Origin of the sequence: Rhodococcus sp. PvR099 (assembly GCF_017833315.1) — a bacterium.
Lineage (GTDB): Bacteria > Actinomycetota > Actinomycetes > Mycobacteriales > Mycobacteriaceae > Rhodococcus_G > Rhodococcus_G oryzae.
This window is the reverse complement of sequence record NZ_JAFIBV010000001.1, coordinates 1-19130: the sequence shown is the minus strand read 5'-3', so window position 1 is coordinate 19130 and position 19130 is coordinate 1. Positions and strand designations below refer to the sequence as shown.

General features: G+C 68.2%; 17 protein-coding genes and 2 tRNA genes. 10 read left to right on the top strand and 9 right to left on the bottom strand.

From position 1 onward, the window contains the following. Positions 1 to 35: 35 nt before the first annotated feature. Positions 36 to 920 carry an amidohydrolase gene (locus JOE46_RS00095; protein ID WP_209925822.1) on the bottom strand — a complete coding sequence of 295 codons (885 nt, stop codon included), beginning with the start codon at positions 918 to 920 and terminating at the stop codon, positions 36 to 38. Positions 921 to 1078: 158 nt separating this feature from the next. Here JOE46_RS00095 and JOE46_RS00090 point away from each other — a divergent pair, with 158 nt between their 5' ends. The 3 genes from JOE46_RS00090 to JOE46_RS00080 all read left to right on the top strand — a co-directional run bounded on the left by JOE46_RS00090 (position 1079) and on the right by JOE46_RS00080 (position 4247). After that, positions 1079 to 2491, top strand: a complete 1413-nt coding sequence (locus JOE46_RS00090; protein WP_097210623.1) for an acyl-CoA dehydrogenase family protein — start codon at positions 1079 to 1081, stop codon at positions 2489 to 2491. Positions 2492 to 2519: 28 nt separating this feature from the next. Continuing rightward, entirely contained in the window at positions 2520 to 3728 is a 1209-nt protein-coding gene (locus tag JOE46_RS00085) for an acyl-CoA dehydrogenase family protein (RefSeq protein ID WP_097210622.1), read from the top strand. A gap of 210 nt (positions 3729 to 3938) precedes the next feature. Next, positions 3939 to 4247, top strand: coding sequence for a WhiB family transcriptional regulator (locus tag JOE46_RS00080; protein WP_269588428.1), 309 nt, complete (start codon positions 3939 to 3941; stop codon positions 4245 to 4247). On the opposite strand, the gene JOE46_RS00075 is transcribed toward JOE46_RS00080, so the two are convergent. Then, on the bottom strand, positions 4240 to 4728 hold the full coding sequence (locus JOE46_RS00075; RefSeq protein WP_209925819.1) for a hypothetical protein: 489 nt from the start codon (positions 4726 to 4728) through the stop codon (positions 4240 to 4242). The two genes, JOE46_RS00080 and JOE46_RS00075, sit on opposite strands and share 8 nt — an antisense overlap. A 103-nt stretch (positions 4729 to 4831) precedes the next feature. Between JOE46_RS00075 and JOE46_RS00070 the strand changes: the two genes are divergently transcribed. Then, on the top strand, positions 4832 to 6457 hold the full coding sequence (locus JOE46_RS00070) for an acyl-CoA synthetase (RefSeq protein WP_097210620.1): 1626 nt from the start codon (positions 4832 to 4834) through the stop codon (positions 6455 to 6457). Here JOE46_RS00070 and JOE46_RS00065 read toward each other — a convergent pair. The 4 genes from JOE46_RS00065 to JOE46_RS00050 form a co-directional block, all read right to left on the bottom strand. Beyond that, positions 6454 to 7113 carry a type 1 glutamine amidotransferase gene (locus JOE46_RS00065; protein ID WP_097210619.1) on the bottom strand — a complete coding sequence of 220 codons (660 nt, stop codon included), beginning with the start codon at positions 7111 to 7113 and terminating at the stop codon, positions 6454 to 6456. The genes JOE46_RS00070 and JOE46_RS00065 overlap by 4 nt on opposite strands. A gap of 75 nt (positions 7114 to 7188) precedes the next feature. After that, a tRNA-Met gene (locus tag JOE46_RS00060) sits at positions 7189 to 7265 on the bottom strand. A gap of 14 nt (positions 7266 to 7279) precedes the next feature. Beyond that, positions 7280 to 7618, bottom strand: coding sequence for a hypothetical protein (locus JOE46_RS00055; protein ID WP_097210618.1), 339 nt, complete (start codon positions 7616 to 7618; stop codon positions 7280 to 7282). Positions 7619 to 7777: 159 nt separating this feature from the next. Further along, positions 7778 to 7854: transfer RNA gene (locus JOE46_RS00050), tRNA-Met, on the bottom strand. A 448-nt stretch (positions 7855 to 8302) separates the two neighbouring features. Between JOE46_RS00050 and JOE46_RS00045 the strand changes: the two genes are divergently transcribed. Then, positions 8303 to 8890, top strand: a complete 588-nt coding sequence (locus JOE46_RS00045) for a transglycosylase family protein (RefSeq protein WP_209925818.1) — start codon at positions 8303 to 8305, stop codon at positions 8888 to 8890. 70 nt (positions 8891 to 8960) lie between these two features. Here JOE46_RS00045 and JOE46_RS00040 read toward each other — a convergent pair whose 3' ends face one another. Further along, the gene (locus JOE46_RS00040; protein WP_097210616.1) at positions 8961 to 11885 is read right to left on the bottom strand and encodes a UPF0182 family protein; all 2925 of its coding nucleotides are present in this window, start codon (positions 11883 to 11885) and stop codon (positions 8961 to 8963) included. An 82-nt stretch (positions 11886 to 11967) separates the two neighbouring features. Here JOE46_RS00040 and JOE46_RS00035 point away from each other — a divergent pair, with 82 nt between their 5' ends. Beyond that, entirely contained in the window at positions 11968 to 12585 is a 618-nt protein-coding gene (locus JOE46_RS00035; protein ID WP_257017121.1) for a PPA1309 family protein, read from the top strand. Between the two features lie 22 nt (positions 12586 to 12607). Here JOE46_RS00035 and JOE46_RS00030 read toward each other — a convergent pair whose 3' ends face one another. Beyond that, positions 12608 to 13630 (bottom strand): PDZ domain-containing protein, encoded by a 1023-nt coding sequence (locus tag JOE46_RS00030; protein WP_209925817.1) that lies wholly within the window; start codon positions 13628 to 13630, stop codon positions 12608 to 12610. Between the two features lie 90 nt (positions 13631 to 13720). On the opposite strand from JOE46_RS00030, the gene JOE46_RS00025 reads away from it, so the two are divergent. The 4 genes from JOE46_RS00025 (at position 13721) to JOE46_RS00010 (ending at position 18337) form a co-directional block, all read left to right on the top strand. Then, positions 13721 to 15094 carry a zinc-dependent metalloprotease gene (locus tag JOE46_RS00025; RefSeq protein ID WP_097210614.1) on the top strand — a complete coding sequence of 458 codons (1374 nt, stop codon included), beginning with the start codon at positions 13721 to 13723 and terminating at the stop codon, positions 15092 to 15094. Positions 15095 to 15192: 98 nt separating this feature from the next. After that, positions 15193 to 16083, top strand: a complete 891-nt coding sequence (locus JOE46_RS00020; protein ID WP_209925816.1) for a hypothetical protein — start codon at positions 15193 to 15195, stop codon at positions 16081 to 16083. Continuing rightward, positions 16080 to 17420 carry an AarF/ABC1/UbiB kinase family protein gene (locus tag JOE46_RS00015; RefSeq protein ID WP_209925815.1) on the top strand — a complete coding sequence of 447 codons (1341 nt, stop codon included), beginning with the start codon at positions 16080 to 16082 and terminating at the stop codon, positions 17418 to 17420. The genes JOE46_RS00020 and JOE46_RS00015 overlap by 4 nt, the downstream gene beginning before the upstream one ends. Positions 17421 to 17422: 2 nt before the next feature. Continuing rightward, positions 17423 to 18337, top strand: a complete 915-nt coding sequence (locus tag JOE46_RS00010; RefSeq protein ID WP_209925814.1) for an exodeoxyribonuclease III — start codon at positions 17423 to 17425, stop codon at positions 18335 to 18337. 18 nt (positions 18338 to 18355) lie between these two features. Here the strand turns inward: JOE46_RS00010 and JOE46_RS00005 are convergent, their stop codons facing one another. Continuing rightward, the gene (locus JOE46_RS00005) at positions 18356 to 18634 is read right to left on the bottom strand and encodes a WhiB family transcriptional regulator (protein ID WP_077041064.1); all 279 of its coding nucleotides are present in this window, start codon (positions 18632 to 18634) and stop codon (positions 18356 to 18358) included. Between the last annotated feature and the right edge of the window lie 496 nt (positions 18635 to 19130).

The window sequence follows — 19130 nt, the reverse complement described above, 5'->3', positions numbered from 1 at the left end:
ACTCAACGGTAGGTGAGCCGATGGTCGGAAACCTCCTACCTGGGGAGGAGGCCGTAGACGCGCCGCGCGTTCGTCTCGAACAGCGCGGACCGAGCGTCGGCATCGAATTGCGCCGCCGCTGCCCGGTATCCGTCGTACAGCCGGTCGAACTCGCCGTACATGCGGTCCACCGGGAAGTTGCTCGCAAACATCGCCCGCCGCGGACCGAAGACCTCCAGGCACCGAAGCACCCACGGCCGCTGGGCCGCCCCGTCCAGGGTGTGCAGCGCCATGCCCAGCCCCGAGATCTTGCACTGCACGTTCGCGCGCTCACCGAGCACACCGAGCGCGGCCGACCACTCATCGAAATCCGCTGCGGCGATGGGCCATCCGGCGTGCTCGAGCACCACGGCCAGGTTCTCGTGGCCGCGCAGGACCTCGGACCAGCCCGGCATGGAGCGGGGATGCGCGACGAGGTCGAACACCAGCGAGTGCCGCCGCAGGTAGTCGAGCAGCGGCACGGTCACCTCGGAATCAGGGCGGAGCCCACGCAGCACCCGGATCCCACGGAAGAGCGGGTTGCGTCGCTGCGTGTCGAGGTCGGCCCGGATCGAGGGCCAGCCGGCGGCGGGGTCGACGGTGCCGATCGCCGCAGCGGGCCAACCGTCCGCGCGTGCGAGCTCCCCGATCCACTCCAGTTCGTCGAGATGTGTTCCGGTTCGGCTGACGGCCGAGACATGTACGATCGCGCGGACCTCATAGCCGGCGGTGTCGACGAGGTAGTCGGCCGCGGTGTAGTCGTGTGCCAATCGGCGCAGGTCACCGAGCGTGGAGGGCCTCGCGTCGCCCCGCTGCTGCATCAGCGGGTACCACGGCCGTCTCGACGGCAGCCAGTGATGCACATGCGGGTCCACGATCGCGATGGCCTGGTTGTCCGCCATGCCCCCAGCCTGGTCGCGGGCGGTATCGACGATCAAGCGCGGTCACCGCGGAATGGGAGACCGGGCTGGTGACCGTGATCACTCTGATGAAATTCTCGACTTCCTATCTTACTCCGGAGTAAGATAACGGGTGTCCACGACCGAACACCGAGAAACTGGTGATCATGAGTAAGCAAGACAGCGTTGTGAGAGCAAACGGCGCCAAGCGTGAGCCCCGCGACACCTCCGCCGTAGGCCTGAACCCGGTGAAGCGGGACGCGATGGGAGCAGCCATGCGGGTGCTCACCAAGATCACCGGCTCGGAGCTCGCCGAGAAGTACAACCTCCGCCAGACCATCGACCGGGTCACCTACGAGGGCACCAAGACCGGCTTCAAGACGCTCGGAGCTGCGACCAGGACGTTCACGAAGGTCTCGGGCGGCGGCCAGCCGAAGCGTCTGCCCACGGCCGAGGCCAAGAACGCCGACTACTTCGACATCACCCCGAACGACGAGCAGAAGATGATCGTCGAGACGGTCCGCGATTTCGCGGGCGAGATCCTGCGCCCCGCCGCGCACGACGCGGACGCGGCCGCCGCCTCGCCCGCCGACCTGGTCGCGCGCGCCGCGGAGCTCGGCATCACCCTCATCAACGTGCCCGAGGAGCTCGACGGCGCCGCCAGCGAGCGCGGCGCGGTCACCAACTCCCTCGTCGCCGAGGCGCTCGCGCACGGCGACATGGGCCTGGCGCTGCCGATCCTCGCGCCCAGCGGCGTCGCGGTCGCCCTGACCCAGTGGGGCACCGACAGCCAGCAGCAGACCTACCTCCCGGCCTTCACCGGCGAGAAGGTGCCGAACGCGGCAGTTGTGGTCAACGAGCCCCGCGCGCTGTTCGACCCGTTCGCGTTGCAGACCAAGGCGGTTCGCTCGCCCAGCGGCTACAAGCTCAACGGCGTCAAGTCCTTCGTGCCCGCCGCCGCGGACTCCGAGCTGTTCATCGTCGCGGCCGAGCTGGACGGCAAGCAGGCCTTCTTCATCGTCGAGTCCGACGCCAAGGGCCTCGTCGTTGAGGCGGATCCCAGCATGGGACTGCGCGCGGCCGGCCTCGGCCGGCTGATCCTCACCGACGTCTCGGTGCCCGAATCCGCCATCCTCGGCGACGGCGACGCCGCCCAGCGTGCGGCCGACTACGCCAACGCCATCCGCCTGGCCCGCCTCGGCTGGGCCTCGATGGCGGTCGGCACCAGCCAGGCCGTGCTGGACTACGTGATCCCCTACGTCAACGAGCGCGAGGCGTTCGGCGAGCCGATCAGCCATCGCCAGGCGGTGGCCTTCATGGTCGCCAACATCGCCATCGAGCTCGACGGCCTGCGACTGGTCACCCTCCGCGGCGCCTCCCGCGCCGAGCAGGGTCTGTCCTTCGCGCGCGAGTCGGCGCTGGCCCGCAAGCTCGCCTCGGAGAAGGGCATGCAGATCGGCCTCGACGGTGTGCAGCTGCTCGGCGGCCACGGCTTCACCAAGGAGCACCCGGTCGAGCGCTGGTACCGCGACCTGCGAGCCATCGGCGTTGCCGAGGGCATCGTCCTCATCTGACGCCGCTGCTGTCCACTAGGAGACTTTGATGATCAACCTCGAACTTCCCAAGAAGCTCAAAGCCTCTGCGAACCAGGCACACCAGGTCGCAGCGGAGATCTTCCGGCCCATTTCGCGCAAGTACGATCTGGCCGAGCACGAGTACCCCGTCGAACTCGACACCATGGCGGCCATGATCGAGGGCCTCAACGACTCGGGCGGTGACGTCGGTGGCGCTGCCGGTGGCCGGTCGGAGGCCTCCACCGAGCTGCTCGGAAACTCCAACGGCGGCAACATGGCCGCACTGCTGAACGCGCTCGAGACCTCGTGGGGCGATGTCGGCCTGATGCTCTCGATTCCCTACCAGGGACTCGGCAACGCTGCGATCGCGGCGGTGTCGACCGACGAACAGCTCGAGCGCTTCGGCAAGGTCTGGGCCTCGATGGCCATCACCGAGCCCAGCTTCGGTTCTGATTCCGCGGCCGTCACCACCACCGCCGTCCTGGACGGCGACGAGTGGGTTCTCAACGGCGAGAAGATCTTCGTGACCGCGGGCGAGCGCTCCACCCACGTCGTGGTGTGGGCCTCGGTCGACAAGTCGAAGGGCCGCGCCGCGATCAAGTCGTTCGTGGTGCCGCGGGACGCCCCTGGCCTGTCCGTCGCGCGTCTCGAGCACAAGCTCGGCATCAAGGCGTCGGACACCGCCGTGCTGCTGCTCCAGGACTGCCGGATCCCCAAGGACAACATCCTCGGCAGCCCCGAGGTGAACGTGGAGCAGGGCTTCGCGGGCGTCATGCAGACCTTCGACAACACCCGCCCGCTGGTGGCCGCCATGGCCGTCGGCGTCGGCCGGGCCGCACTCGAGGAACTGCGCGGCATCCTGGCCGAGGCGGGTGTCGAGGTCTCGTACGACACCCCCGCCTACAACCAGCACGCGGCGGCCGCCGAGTTCCTCCGCCTCGAGGCGGACTGGGAGGCGTCCTACCTGCTGTCGCTGCGGGCGGCCTGGATGGCCGACAACAAGAAGCCGAACTCGCTCGAGGCGTCGATGTCCAAGGCGAAGGCGGGACGCACCGGCACCGACGTCACGCTCAAGGCCGTCGAGCTGGCAGGCAGCCTCGGATACTCGCAGCACACGCTCCTGGAGAAGTGGGGCCGTGACTCGAAGATCCTCGACATCTTCGAGGGCACCCAGCAGATCCAGCAGCTGATCGTGGCGAGGCGCGTGCTCGGAAAGTCGTCTGCCGAGCTCAAGTAGTCTGCGCTGCACGCTGTTTCATGCAACGTCCGCCCCCGTCGCCTCCAATGGCGGCGGGGGCGGACTCATTGCACTGAGCGGTCTTGCATCCCCAAAGCGCTTGATTAACAACAATTTCCACGAAATTACCCCTGGGAATCCGGATAATCGAGTAGGGCATGATTCGCCTACGTGACGCGTTCATCGAATAGTGCCCGACTGGCGCTGGGGATCAATGTCCCCGGCGACTTCGACTCGCCACTCCCCGCAGATCAGTGCACCTGGGTGGAACGCGCGCTGTGCCGCACCGAGCACCCCGATCAGATGTTCGTTCGTGGCGCCGCCCAGCGCGAGGCGGCCACATTGTGTCGGCGGTGCCCAGTCATCGTTCAGTGCGGCATCGAGGCACTCGACAACGCAATCGAATACGGCGTGTGGGGTGGGATGACAGAGCGTCAGCGGCGGGCTTTGCTCAAGCGTCACCCCAACGTCGAGTCGTGGGCCGATCTGATGGAGATCGACTCCACCGGACCTACGTGATGAGTGCGATGCCGACGCTCGGGCCGCCGTCCGGCAAGTGCACGAGCGGGCTGTTGGTGAACTTCAGCGGCGTCGGGTCCCACCGCATCAGCGGAAAGCCGACATTCTCCTGCCAGGTCTCGCGCAGGTTGACCACGATCGGACTGGCGAGAGAGCCGGGTTCGACCCAGAAGGTGTCCGGGGCGACCGCTTCGTAGATCGGGAGCCCCGCATTCCGCGCCGCGATCAGAGTTTGGGTCGTCAATCCCTGCGGAGCGGCGATGTCACCGACGGCGGCACCCGCCGCGAAAGCCGTGACAGGCGCCAGCGGATCTGCTGTCGCAGCCGCCGGTGCCGCCACACCGACACCGATCGCGACCGCGGCGCGGCACCCATGAACACATGCTTCGACGTGATCATCACAGATCCCCCTCAATCGAAACCAGAAACCTACCAATCTGTCGGTTTTCTGCCCGCGCTTCGTTACAGCGGCCGCTTTCACGCTCCCTCGCGCCGTTCGAAACCTGCCACCGGGCACCCACCCCGCACTAGGCTGAGGACCATCCACTCACCGGATCGATTCTGGGCTCAGGGGGCAAATTCCAATGCCGGGTGTTCTGACGAAGACGATCGATACCCTCGGGGCGGCGCGGGTGATGGTACGCGCGGGTCTCGTCCCGTTTCCCCGGGTAGACCGGGGCATCGCGGCCATCCTCGCGGTCCGCAAATACGGCCCCTTCGCCGGGCCGATCCACGCGCACGCCGAGGCCGGACTCGACGCGGTCGCGATCATCGACGAACACGGGCAACTGACCTACGCCCAGCTCGAGCAGCAGTCCAACGCCCTGGTGCGGGCCTGGGAGGCGAACGGCATCGCTCCGGGGTCGGTGATGGGCGCCATGTGCCGCAACCATCGCGGCCTGGTCCTCACAATGCTCGCCGCCGCGAAGCTGGGCGCCAAGCTGGTCCTGATGAACACCGGCTTCGCTCCCCCGCAGCTGGTGGATGTCGCTGCCCGCGAACAGGTTCGGTCGTTCGTCTACGACGAGGAGTTCGCCGACGTCGCCGCGGCCCTACCCTCGGACGTGCGGCTCTTCCTGTCCTGGGGCAAGGACACCGGGCACGGGGCCCGAACGCTCGACGATCTCATCTCCGGTCAGCCCACCAGCGCCGTCCCCCATCCGGCCACGCACGGCAGCTTCGTGTTGCTCACGAGTGGCACCACCGGAACCCCGAAGGGCGCACCGCGCGAGCGCACCTCGCCGCTGGCATCCGCCCAGTTCCTGGACCGGGTGCCGCTGCGTCCCGGCCAGACAATGGTGATGGCGGCGCCCGCCTTCCACGGCACCGGCATGTCCCAGTTCGCGATCGCGCTTGCGCTCGGCCAGACGGTCGTCATGCAGCGCAAGTTCGACCCCGAGGGCAGCGTCCGCCTCGTCGCCGAGCAACGGGCCGACGTCCTCGTCGTGGTCCCGACGATGCTGCAGCGGATCATCGACCTCGGCCCCGAGATCCTGTCGAAGTACGACACCACCAACCTCAAGATCATCTTCGCCGCGGGGTCCGCCATCTCCCCCGATCTGAGCAGGCGCACCACCGGGGCCTTCGGCCATGTTCTGCACAACCTGTACGGCTCAACCGAAGTCGCGGTTGCGACAGTCGCCACGCCTGCCGACCTCGCGGTTGCACCCGGCACCGCGGGCAGAGCGCCGGTGACCTGTCACGTCGAGCTCTACGACGACGCGGGGGTGCGGATCACCGAACCCGAGTCGGTGGGCCGGATCTTCGTCTCCAGCGGACTGAGCTTCAGCGGATACACCGACGGCCGCGACAAGGAGCGGATCAACGGGCTGCTCGCCACCGGCGACGTCGGGCACTTCGACAAGGACGGGCTGCTCTTCGTCGACGGCCGCGACGACGACATGATCGTCTCGGGCGGCGAGAACGTCTACCCCCTCGAGGTCGAGAACCTGCTCTACGAGCGCCCCGATGTGCTGGAGGTGGCGGTGATCGGCGTCGACGATGCCGAGTTCGGCCACCGGCTCAAGGCATTCGTGGTGCCGACACCGGACTCCACACCCGACGATCAGGTGCTCAAGGCCTACGTGAAGGAGCACCTCGCCCGCTACAAGGTGCCCCGCGAAGTGGTCTTCCTCGAGGAGTTGCCCCGCAATGCCACCGGAAAACTGCTCCGGCGGGTCCTGATCGAGATGGAAACCCCGAAGGACTAATCGAGGAATGCGCCGATGATGGTCCGGCCGACGGCTTCGATCGCCGCCAGCTGATCCGCGTCGGGCGCGGTGCCCGCAGGCATGTGCTCGCGCAGCACGGGCAGTTCCGCAGCCGTCAGCTCGACATGGAACTGCAGGCCGTAGGCGTTGTCCCCGACCCGGAAGGCCTGGTGCGGATAGGACGCGCTGCCCGCGAGCAGCACCGCTCCCTCCGGCAGGTCGAAGGTGTCGCCGTGCCAATGCACCACCGGCATTTCGCCGCCGAGACCACCAAAGACCTTGTCCGACTTCGCGGCATCGGTGAGGGTGACCGTCCCGGCACCGAATTCTCCTGTGGGGCCCTCGAATACGTTGGCCCCGAGCGCCGCCGCGAGGAGCTGGGCACCGAGGCACACCCCGATCACCGGGACGCCGAGATCGAGGCAGTCACGGATCAGCGCGCGTTCGGCCGCCAGGTGGGGGTGGCCGGCGTCGTCGAGCGCATTCATCGGACCACCCATGACCACCAGTCCGGCGCACTCGGACGCCTCCGGGAGGCTGTCTCCGTCGAAGGGCTCGCAGACCGAGTAACCGATCCCCCGTGCGCTGAGCACGGTCCCGATCAGGGCCGGCCCCTCGAAGGCGACATGCTTGATGATCCACCAGGTTTGAGTCACCGGCCAAGACTGGCACAACAGCGACATCACCGAGAAACGACGAAAGCCCGGTCCGAAGACCGGGCTTTCGTTCATTGGTAGCGGGGACAGGATTTGAACCTGCGACCTCTGGGTTATGAGCCCAGCGAGCTACCGAGCTGCTCCACCCCGCGCTGCACTGATAACTCTACACGAGAATTGGGGCACTCCCGACCACAGCCGGATCCAGCGGATCGGCAACCCGATCCAGCGACTCCCAGGTCGACTCGTAGCGCCTGCGCGTCACCTCGTCCGCGTCCTGCAGAAGGGCATCCAAGAGCGACTTCGGATCGCGTCGCCACGCCGCCACGACCCCCGCGACCTCCTTGTCGGAGAACACACCCGATCGGGCAACCGCGGAGATCCACTCCTCGAACACACCACATCGGATCCGTTCGACAGCACCCCGATCGAAGCCGCCCTCGACGAAATCGTGAGAGAACATCGCGGCGACGTAGTCACCATGAACCAACTGTTCGGTCTTCATGGGGTGAGCACCTTCCCTGGCGTGGCTGGCGAGACGTTCACAGCCTGCCGCCTACCGGCCCCGATGACGACGGGAGTACTACCCAGGTACATACCTGTCTCCGCATCGGGAACCCAGGAAACGACGAAAGCCCGGTCCGAGGACCGGGCTTTCGTTCTTTGGTAGCGGGGACAGGATTTGAACCTGCGACCTCTGGGTTATGAGCCCAGCGAGCTACCGAGCTGCTCCACCCCGCGATGCATTTACGAAGTTACACGAGCGGCGGAACAGAACACAAATCGCGTGCGGCGGGGCCGGAAACCGCCCCCCGGAAAGCACGGAAACAGGTGACCCAAGGCACAAATGGGCCGTGATCCCAGCCACATAACGGACGCATAACGAACACGCATCCTGTTGACAACGGCGCGCACTCACCTGCGGAAATGCTCGATCCGGCACGGATTTTCGGGTGCAGGGGACGTCCGGACGGCGGGATGACCGTGTCGAAAATGTTGCGTACGGTCGCCACCGGCCCGAAACAACCGGGCTTAAGCCGACCCGCCGCTGCTCACTCTGCCCCGCGGGATCGGAACCCCGAAACCTTCGAGGGGCAGGGACGCGGCGCCAGTGTTTGTGTGCCGGGCGAGAGGAACTCACTCCGCCCCAGGCCGGCCCGTTCGCAAGCGCGGAGAGGATTCACCCCGCATGACGACTCGCAAGATGACCACGCGTGCCCTCGGATGGGTTGCCGCCACCGGCGCACTCGTCGCAGTTCCCTTCGGCCTCGCCACCGCCACCGCCAGCGCCGCCTCCCACAACTGGGACGGCGTCGCACAGTGCGAGAGCGGCGGCAACTGGGGCACCAACACCGGCAACGGCTACTACGGCGGCCTGCAGTTCTCCCAGAGCACCTGGACCGCCAACGGCGGCAGCGGCTCGCCGCACGGCGCATCCAAGGCCGAGCAGATCCGCGTCGCGGAGAACACCCTCGCCAGCCAGGGCCCCGGCGCCTGGCCGGTGTGCGGTCAGTACCTGAGCACCGCGACCGAGGACGTTGCCCCGGAGCCGGCCCCCGCGCCCGCCCCCGCGCCCGCTCCGGTCGAGATCCCGGCCGTCCCCGCGGTCATCGCCCCGGCCCTGCCTGCCCTCGAGACCATCCCGGCGCCCGCCGCCGACCAGGTCAAGAAGGCGTCCGACGCCGCCGTCGCCCTGGCGAACCAGCACGGCTTCGGAGATCAGATCCAGCAGCTGATCGCCAACAACGGTGTGGCCCTCGCGAGCCTGACCCGCTGATCCAGCGCACGACAGCAAAGGGGCCCTGCCATCCGGTCGGATGGCAGGGCCCCTTTGCTGTCGTGCGCTGTTACTTGGGTAGCCCCTGGTAGGCGTCGACCGCCTTCTGCAGCCGGTCGAGCGCCGCACCGTACGCCGCGAAGTCGCCGCTCTGCTGCGCCGTCTTGACCGCCCCGAGCGCTGCGTCGACCTCGGTCAGCGCGGCGTCGACGTTACCGCTCGGTGCCGGCGGCGGGACCGCGGTCGGTCCGCCCGGCGGCTGCGCCTGCTGCTCCCCATCCGTCGCAGGCGCCGCCCCGCCCGGCGCGGTCGCCACAGAGGCTGCCCCCGAACCGAACACCTGATCCAGCGCCTCCGCCAGCGTCGGCGCATAGCCGACGCGGATGCCCTTCGTGTCGGTGAAGCTCACCAGCACCGCGGTGAGCTGCGGGAAGGCATTCGTCGAATTCCGTTGGGTGTACAACGGTTCGACGTACAGGATGCCGCCCTCGGCGATCGGCAGCGTCAACAGATTGCCGTACTGGATCTTGTTCGACTGTTTGATCAGCGACAGCGCGCTGGCCACCGTCTGATTCGACGTCATCGCGGTCTGTGCCTGCTGCGGGCCCTGAGTCTGCGTCTCCGTCGGCAACTGCAGCACGGTGAACTTGCCGTAGTCCTTCGGATCCGACGCGACCGAGATGTACGCGGCCAGCAACTCCCGGTTGTATCCCTCCATCGGGCTGGTCAGCTTGAACTCGGGCTTTGCCGTCTCCTCGTTGCCGAGCAACACGTAATAGGGCGGCTGGTTCTTATCCGTCTCCACCGTGGGGTCGCTGGGGACCGACCAGAAGTTGTTGTTCGTGAAGAACTCGTTCGGGTCGTCCACGTGGTACTTGGCGAGCATCTCCCGCTGCACCTTGAACAGGTCCTCGGGGTATCGGAAATGCGCCCGCAGGTCGTCGGTGACCGCGCTGTTGGGCTGAACCGTGCCGGGGAAGACGCCCATCCAGGCCTTGAGAACCGGGTCCTGCTCGTCCACCTGGTACAGGGTCACCGTTCCGTCGTAGGCGTCGACGGTGGCCTTGACCGAGTTCCGGATGTACGAGACCTCTTTCTTCGGCAGCAGCCGTCCGGTGGCCTGGTCGACGCTGTCCTCGACCAGGCCGTCGAGCGAGGAGCGCTGCGCGTACGGATAGTTGTCGAGTGTTGTGTAGGCATCGACGATCCACTGCATCCGGCCCGCGACCACCGCGGGGTAGATGGTGCCGTCGGTGGTCAGCCACGGCGCGACCTGGTTCACCCGGTCCCGGGGGTCGCGGTTGTAGATGATCTTCGAATCGTCGCCGATCGCACCGGAGAAGAGGATGTTGCGCTCGGTGTACTTGGCCGCGAACGCCATGCGGTTCACCCAGTTGCCGATCCCGACACCACCGGCGCCGGTGTAGGTGTACTTCGAGTCGTCCGTGTCGTACTCGCGGGGCTCGCCGCCCGCAGCGCCGACGATCGCGTAGTCGGCGTCCGACTTGGCGATCACCTCGCCGTAGTAGATCCGCGGATTGTCCACCCGCAGAGCCGGATCCGACGGCTGCGTCTTGAGGTCGCTGACGCTGTAGATCGGGTAACCGCCGGTGTTGTTCTGGCTGTCCCCCGAGACCTTGGTCACCTGATTGGCGGGCGCGGCGACGAATCCGTTGCCGTGCGTGTACACGGTGTGCTTGTTGATCCAGTCGGTCTGGTTGCCGCTCAGGCTGGCGGGCGAGAGCTCGCGCGCCGCCACCACGAAGTCGCGCAGCTGACCGTTCATCTCGTACCGGTCGATGTTGAGCGCCTTCGGGAAGGCATAGAAGTTCTTCAACTGCTGCTGCGCGGTGAACGTCGGCGACAGGATGTTCGGGTCGAGCAACCGCGTGTTGGCGATCGTCGTCACGTCCGCGGGCACATCCTGCGGCTGCTTCGTCGCGACACCCGTGTAGTCGACGTATTCGACGGTGTCGTCGGTGATCCCGTACGCCTGCCTCGTCGCCTGGATGTTGCGCTCGATATACGGGCTCTCCTTCTGCGCGGCGTTCGGCTTCACCGAGAACTGCTCGACCACCAGCGGGTAGACGGCGCCGATCAGGATCGAGGAGAGCACCAGCAGCGCGGTGGCCATAGCGGGGATCCGGATGTCGCGCAGGAAGATCGCGGCGAAGAACGCGAGGGCGCAGATCACCGCGATGGCCATCAGGATCAGCTTGGCAGGCAGCACCGCATTGATGTCGGTGTAGCTGCCGCCGGTGAAGGTGGGCTCCTTGCGGCTGCTCGAGAGCAACGAGTACCTGTCCAGCCAGTAGCCGACGGCCTTGAGCAACACGAAGGTGCCCGCCAGCAACGCGAGCTGGACGGTCGCCGCCTTGGTCAGCGCGCCGTCCCTGCCGCTGAGCCGGAGCCCGCCGAAGACGTAGTGCGTCAACAGGTTCGCGAAGAAGGCGATGAGGACGGCAACGAACAGCCAGTTCAGCACGAGCCGGAAGAACGGCAGGTCGAAGGAGTAGAAGCCGATGTCGAGGCCGAACTGGGGGTCCTTGATACCGAACGACTCACCGTGCAGGAACAGCTGCACCGTCACCCAGTTCGACTGCGCGACCAGTCCGGCGAGAAGACCCATCGCGACCGGGATGCCGATGCCGAACGCCTTCAGCCGACCCATCACCGTGGTCCGGTACCGGGCGATCGGGTCGTTGGGCCCGGCGACCGGCACGAACACCGGACGGGAGCGGTAGGCCAGCAGCAACGCCAGGAACACCGCCCCACCGACCAGCAACGCCACCGCCAGGAACAGCAGGAGCCTGGTGACCAGCACCGTGGTGAAGACGGTCCGGAATCCGACCTCGCCGAACCACAACCAATTGGTATAGGTGTCGATCAGCCGGGGACCGATCAGCAACAGTGCCGCGGCTACGAGCGCCAATACCAGCAGCACTCGACTTCGACGGGACAACGACGGTAAGCCGGTGGGGGGCCGCATGCCCACGTGCCACTCTCCAGTGATTCGGGCGGCGCACAGGCGCCGCGGTGGTTGTGACCACTCTACGTGTGGGTGGGAGGATGGGACCGTGAGCGATAGCAATGGCGTGTACTACGGCCACCCGGCCGACTTCTCCGTCGACGCACTCCCCCGGTGCATACGCGAGGTGTCGGACTTCGTCGACGCGGGCGGATGGGGTCAACCGCCGGTGATGTTCGCCCTCGTCCCCACCGCCGTCCTGGCCGCCGCGGAGCCCGACCTCATCGATCAGCTCGAGGACGGCACCGAGCTGACGCCGGTCGAGCAGGAGCCGTTCCCGGAGGACATCGGTGGCGGCACCCCCGCGCTCGACGAGTTCCTGTCCACCACCAGCTGGCCCGCGGAGGTCGTCGGCTGCGCCCTGGTGCAGGAGATCGTGGTGTTGCCGCCGACGGCCGAGTCCGATCTCGACAGCGCGGTGGCACCGGTGGTGACCGACGAGCACGCCGCCGACGAGATCGCCCGCGCCACCGCGAACGCCCACCCCGAACGCCGCGAGGCCCGGCTCATCGCCGCGGTGCTGCGGGACGGCCCGTCCGTCTGCGTGCTCCAGCTCAAGCCGGAGGAAGACGACCTCGATGCCGAACCCGAGCTGCTCACCTACGAGGACCTCGCGCCGAACCTGGTGAACGCGCTGTACGCGACGTTCGACGCGCCCGACGACTGACCCGCGGGGCCGAAAACCGGCCCTAGCAGGCGGGCGCGTCGCCGCCGGAATTCAGCGAGTCGAGCGCCGACACCGCGCCGTCGAGGTTGTCCACCTTCACCAGCCGCAGACCCTCGGGTACCCGCTGACGGGCCTCGTCGCAGTTCTTCGACGGCACCAGGAAGGTGGTCGCCCCGGCTTCGCGGGCGGCGAGCAACTTGTACGGGATGCCGCCGATCGGGCCGACCTCTCCCTCGGAGTCGATGGTCCCGGTGCCGGCCACGAACCCGCCACCGCTGAGTTCGCCGGGCGAGAGCTTGTCGATCACCGCGAGGGTGAACATCAGTCCGGCCGAGGGGCCGCCCACCTCGGCCAGGTTGAACTCCACGGTGAACGGGACCTCGGGCTTCTCCTGCGGCGTGATCCCCAGGTAGCCGTGGTCCGTGGCTCCCGGCCGCGCGCCGAGCGTCACCGGCACGGTCATCTCCTGGCCGTCGCGACGCAGCAGCACGCTGACCTCGCTGCCGGGTTCGAGTTCGGCAACCGCCCGCTGCACCTCACCGACAGTCTTGACCTGCGTGCCGTTGATGGCGAGCAGCTGGTCGCCCGGCCGCAGCGCGTCCTTGGCCGGTCCTTCCTCGGCTACGTCGACCACCTCGAGCGCGACGGGCAGGTTCAAGTAGTGCAGCGCGGCGAGCTCCGCGGAATCCTCCGACTGCGCGAAGTCCGCCTCGTTCTCCTGCTTGACCTCGTCCTTGCTCTTGTCCGGCGGGTACACCTCGGAGCGCGGTACCAGGCCGTAGCGCCCACTGATCCAGTTCCCGAAGGCCTCGAAGATGTTGAGTCCGTCACGGACCGAGACGGTGGTCATGTTCAGGTTGCCCGACGTCGGATCGATCTCGGTCCCCTCGATCTCGACCACGGGCTTGCCGTCGGCCTCGCCGAGGGTGTTGAAGGTGGGTCCCGGTCCGAGGGCCACGAACGGCACGGTCACCGCGGTCCCGAGAGTGAAGAGCGCCACCACCGGCACCAGCGCAGCGGCCAGGGTCACCATCCGTCGATTCACCCGGCCCAGCGTAGAGGGCGGCCTGGCGTGTTCGCGCTGAGCGTCATCTCCGCCGCCACCAACCCCCACGATGCCTTGTACCGTTGAGCCATGAGCAATCCGCCGTTTGGTTTCTCGAGTTCCGACGACGATCCCGACCGTGACAAGGGTCGGGACGGCGAGGGTTCGCCCGGTCCGGGCGGGATCCCGTTCGGCTTCACCCCCGAGGGCTTCGACCCCACGCAGCTCGGCCAGATGCTCACCCAGTTCGGGCAGATGCTCAGCGGCATGGGTGGCGCGATGGGCACCGGCGGTAGCGGCCCTGTCAATTACGACCTCGCCAAGAAGCTCGCCCTCCAGCAGCTCGGCTCCGTGGCCCCGATCTCGAGCGGAACCGGCACCGCGGTCGCCGACGCCGCCCACCTCGCGGAGGTGTGGCTGGACGGCGCCACCACCCTGCCCGCCGGCGCGTCCAAGGCGGTCGCCTGGACGGCAGCCGACTGGCTCGAGAACACCCTCGACACTTGGAAGCGCCTGTGCGACCCGGTGGCCGAACAGATCTCGGGCATGTGGGCGAGCGGCCTCCCCGAGGAGGCCAAGCAGATGGCGGGCCCGATGATGGGCATGCTCGGACAGATGGGCGGGTTGGCCTTCGGCTCTCAGCTGGGCCAGGCCCTCGGCCAGCTCTCCTCCGAGGTGCTGACCTCCACCGACGTCGGGCTCCCGCTCGGCCCCAGTGGGGTGTCGGCGCTGCTGCCGACGGCGATCGAGAAGTTCAGCGAGGGTCTCGAGCAGCCCGATCGCGAGATCCTGGTGTTCCTCGCCGCACGCGAGGCCGCTCATCACCGCCTGTACGTTCACGTGCCGTGGCTCCGGCAGCGACTGCTGGCCACCGTCGAGGAGTACGCGCGCGGCATCCGGATGGACTTCTCCGCGATCGAGGAGGCCGCCCAGGGCATCGACCCGAGCGCGCTGACCGATCCGTCGAAGATCGAGGAGATCCTCCAGCAGGGCGCCTTCGAACCGCAGACGACGCCCGAGCAGAAGCAGGCCCTCGAACGCCTCGAGACCATGCTCGCCCTCATCGAGGGCTGGGTGGAGACCGTGGTGTCCGAGGCGCTCGGCGACCGGCTGCCCGGGGTGGCCGCCCTGTCCGAGACGCTCCGCCGTCGCCGCGCCACCGGCGGTCCCGCGGAGCAGACGTTCGCCACCCTCGTCGGCCTGGAACTACGCCCCCGCAAGGTCCGCGAGGCGTCGCGCCTGTGGCACCTGCTCACCGAGAGCGCCGGGATCGAGGGCCGGGACGGGGTGTGGGCGCACCCCGATCTACTGCCGGACTCCTCCGATCTGGACAGCCCCGCCGGATTCGTCGATCGTGTGGTCGGCGGCGGCACCAGCGCCTTCGACGACCCGATCGCGCAACTCGAGGCGACCGAGGCCCGCGAGCGTGAGCAGGGTGGGGACACCGACCGACCGACGGAGTAGCGGCCGGAACGAAAACCCCAGGCCATCGGCGCCGCAACCCTGTGGATAACCGGGTGCGCAGCGGTCGTCTGCGCCGCCGCACCTGCAAGGGTCGGGACATGACATCCGCCTCGGCACTGAGCGCGGGTCCGCGGCTCGATCCGCGGATCCCGATCCTGGTTCGGCCCAGCGGTACCGTCCAATTGGGCTGGGACCCCGAGCGCGCCCTGCTGCTCACCGTGCCGACCGGGGTCGCCCCTCCTGCGGTGGCCGCGCTGCTGCGACTGCTCGACGGCCAGCACAGTCACGACGAGATCCTCAGGCGGGCACGGGAGATCGGGCTGACCGCCGCCGACATCGAGGCCCTGCTGGCCGAGTTGGCCGGAGCAGCGCTGTTGATGCCCGCGACGCCTGCACCCCGCTGCGTCACGGCCGTGCACGTGCACGGCCGTGGGCCGCTCTCCGACGGCATCGCGGGCTCGCTCGGGGATGGCAGGGTGCGGCTGACCAGATCGGTGCCGTTCGGCGGCACCGGGGTCCCGCGCATCGACCGGTCGGCCCTCGTCGTCCTGGCCGACGAGTTGGTTCCCGATCCGGGATTCGTGGCCGGGCTCGTCGAGGCGCGGACGCCACACCTGCAGGTCCGGCTCCGCGACGGGGCCGGCATCGTCGGACCGCTGGTGCTGCCCGGCCACACCAGCTGCCTGCGCTGCGCCGACCTCACCAGGACCTCGCGCGACCACGAGTGGCCGCACCTGGCCGCGCAGTTGCTCGGCGCGGTCGGGCATGCGGACCCGGCGGCGATCCTGGCCACCACCGCGATCGCGCTCGCGGAGCTGAACGTGCTGATCGCCGCGCAACCCGCGCGCTCACCCACCTGCCTCGACACCACCCTGGAACTGAACCTGACGACGTATCGACTGGTCAGGAGGACGTGGCCGCGGCATCCCGACTGCGGATGCCGCCGCCGCGCCGGACATGTGGGCGAACCGGCGAATCGTCAGCCATGATGGTGGGCGTGTCAGACATCCCCCGCAGCAGTTCCGCCCGCACCGCCAAACTGGCGAGCATTCCGCTCGGGATCGCGGGACGCGCTGCGGTCGGGTTCGGCCGCAAGCTGGTCGGCGGCGACCGCGAGGAGATCGACGCCAAGCTGACCCAGCAGGCCGCCGAACAGTTGTTCACCGTGCTCGGCGAGCTCAAGGGCGGCGCGATGAAGCTCGGGCAGGCGCTGAGCGTGATGGAGGCCGCCGTCCCGGAGGAGTTCGCGGAGCCGTACCGGGAGGCTCTGACGAAGTTGCAGGCGGAGGCGCCACCGTTGCCCGCCAAGAAGGTGCACCGGGTGCTCGGCGAGCAGCTCGGCAGCAAGTGGCGCGACCGGTTCGCCTCCTTCAACGACGTTCCGACGGCGTCGGCGAGCATCGGGCAGGTGCACCGCGCCGTGTGGTCCGACGGCCGCGACGTCGCGGTGAAGGTGCAGTACCCCGGTGCGGACGAGGCCCTGCGCGCCGACCTGCGCACGCTGTCCCGCTTCGCCGGGATGTTCAGCTCGGTGATCCCGGGTGCGGACGTCAAGCCGGTCCTCGAGGAGCTCACCGCACGCACCGAGGACGAGCTGGACTACCGCATCGAGGCAAACAACCAACGAGCCTTCGCCGCCGAGTTCGCGGGCGACCCCAAGTTCGCGATCCCGAAGGTGGTCGCGAGTTCGCCGAAGGTGGTGATCACCGAATGGATGTCGGCGACACCGCTGTCGACGATCATCGCAGGCGGCACCGCCGATCAGCGCAACAGCGCGGGCGCCCTGCTCGCCGAGTTCCACTTCGCCTCGCCCGCCAGGGTTGGACTGCTGCACAGCGATCCCCACCCCGGCAATTTCATGATGCTCGAGGACGGCAGGCTCGGCGTCATCGACTACGGCGCCTGCGCGCCGATGCCAGGCGGGTTGCCCCCGGTGCTCGGGAGGATGGTGCGGCTCGCGCTCGAGGAACGGTTCGACGAACTGACGGAACTGCTGCGCGCCAACGGATTCGTGCTGCCCGGCCGCAAGGTCACAGATCAGGAGATCGCCGACTACCTCCGTCCCTTCACCGACCCCATCCACACCGAGTCCTTCCACTTCACCAGGGCCTGGCTGCAGAAGGCGGCCGGGACCGCGACGGACTTCTCGTCCGCACAGTTCCGGACCGCACGGGCACTGAACATGCCCGCCGAGTACGTGATGATCTTCCGGGTGCTGCTCGGCTCGGTCGGCATCTGCGCGCAGCTCGACGCCTACGCGCCGTACATGGAGATCCTCACGAAATGGCTGCCCGGCTTCACCGAGGACGTGCCGGTGGCCGAGTAGCGGTGCGGATCGCGACCTTCAACGTCAACGGTATCCGGGCCGCGCAGCGGCGTGGTTTCGAGCAGTGGCTGCGCGAGCGCGACCCCGATGTGGTGGCCGTGCAGGAGATGCGGTCCCGCGCGGCCACCATCCCGCCGGGGGTGTTCGGCCCCTATCACCTCGCCTACGACGAGGGCGTGCTGGCAGGCCGCAACGGCGTCGCGGTCCTGACCCGGCACGCGCCCGCAGCGGTGCGGACGTGGAGCGGCACCGCCATGCTGCGTGCATCCGGCGAAACCCACACCCACACAGTCGAACTCGACCCGGCTCCGCTGGCGCGGGGCCTGCGCGAGTTCGCCGACCAGGGGCGGTACATCGAGGTCGACCTCGCCGACGCTCCGATCACCGTCGCGTCGCTGTACCTGCCGAAGGGCGGTCTCCCCGCCCATCTGCAGAAGCCCGGGCGAATGCGGGAAGCCCCGGACGGCGGCGCCCGTTACGAGCGCAAGATGCGTTTCTTGGACGGGTTCGCGCGACAGCTGACGCGCTCACGCCGCGACGCCAGGGCACGCGGACGCGAACTGCTGCTCATGGGCGATCTCAACATCGCGCACACCCGACACGATGTGCGGAACTGGCGGCGCAGCAACCAGGTCGAGGGCTACCTCCCCGAGGAACGCGAGTGGTTCGGCTCGATCCTGTCCCCCCGCACCCTCGTCGATGTCGTCCGAGATCGGTGCCCGGACACCGACGGGCCCTACTCCTGGTGGTCGTGGCTGGGGCAGTCGTTCGCCGACGACACCGGTTGGCGCATCGACTACCACCTCGCGACCCCCCGGCTCGCCCGGGCGGCCGTCGCGGCGGGCACCGACCGTGAACCCGCCGCGGACCTCCGGATGAGCGATCACGCCCCGGTCGTCGTCGACTACGAACTCTGAGTCCGCCCTGCCGACCGGTCAGGCGCAGACGGCCACCTTCCTCGGGCGACCGCGGGGACGCTTGCGCGCGATGACGACACCCTGATCGAGGATCTCGCCACCCCACACGCCCCACGGTTCGGCGCGGTCCAGAGCCGCGCTGAGGCAGCGGGCACGGACCGGGCACTGTGCGCACAATGTCTTCGCCTGCTCGAGCTCGGCGGGGGTCTCACCGAACCAGAGATCGGGATTGTCGGCTCGACAAGGCAGTTCGCGTCGCGCGGGTGCGATCACGGTCGGCTCGCTGATGGCGGTCACGGTCCGGAAATCGTCTCGGCATGTCGCGGTAGACACGTCGTTCTCCTTAAAGCTCTGCGATGGATTCAGGTCGTGGTGCGAACCGAAAGCCGGGCTTTGGAGCAACGAGCTCAAAAACAAAGGCCACGGTCCGCTGGTGCGTCCGTGGCCAAGAGGAAGGAGTACCTACCGAATGGTGATTCGGCTTCTACTCCGGGGCACGGACAAAAGCGCTGCTGCGTGTGCGCGATGGCGGACGACGCGCTTCGGCGCCACCGCCCACGTAGCTGCGGGCAGGTGAGCGGCGCCTGCGACACGAGTGGTCGCCGCGTACGCGTTCGCGCTGCGGTTCCAATCGATCATTGCCGTTCACCTCCCTTTTCGTTCGTGCCGTCCCGCCGGTACCGGGGCACCTGCGGGCTTGTCGCGACGGCAAGCCGGAGCTCACTGCGTCGGAGACCAGGGTATGCGGTCACCTCGGAACCGCACAACCTATTTTTGACCTGGGGTTATCCCG

Excerpts from the sequence above, each read along its gene's own strand:
- JOE46_RS00015 (WP_209925815.1), top strand. The coding sequence starts at position 16,080 with ATGATGGTGGGCGTGTCAGACATCCCCCGCAGCAGTTCCGCCCGCACC.
- JOE46_RS00085 (WP_097210622.1), top strand. The coding sequence starts at position 2,520 with ATGATCAACCTCGAACTTCCCAAGAAGCTCAAAGCCTCTGCGAACCAG.
- JOE46_RS00070 (WP_097210620.1), top strand. The coding sequence starts at position 4,832 with ATGCCGGGTGTTCTGACGAAGACGATCGATACCCTCGGGGCGGCGCGG.
- JOE46_RS00020 (WP_209925816.1), top strand. The coding sequence starts at position 15,193 with ATGACATCCGCCTCGGCACTGAGCGCGGGTCCGCGGCTCGATCCGCGG.
- JOE46_RS00025 (WP_097210614.1), top strand. The coding sequence starts at position 13,721 with ATGAGCAATCCGCCGTTTGGTTTCTCGAGTTCCGACGACGATCCCGAC.
- JOE46_RS00055 (WP_097210618.1), bottom strand. The coding sequence starts at position 7,618 with ATGAAGACCGAACAGTTGGTTCATGGTGACTACGTCGCCGCGATGTTC.
- JOE46_RS00045 (WP_209925818.1), top strand. The coding sequence starts at position 8,303 with ATGACGACTCGCAAGATGACCACGCGTGCCCTCGGATGGGTTGCCGCC.
- JOE46_RS00095 (WP_209925822.1), bottom strand. The coding sequence starts at position 920 with ATGGCGGACAACCAGGCCATCGCGATCGTGGACCCGCATGTGCATCAC.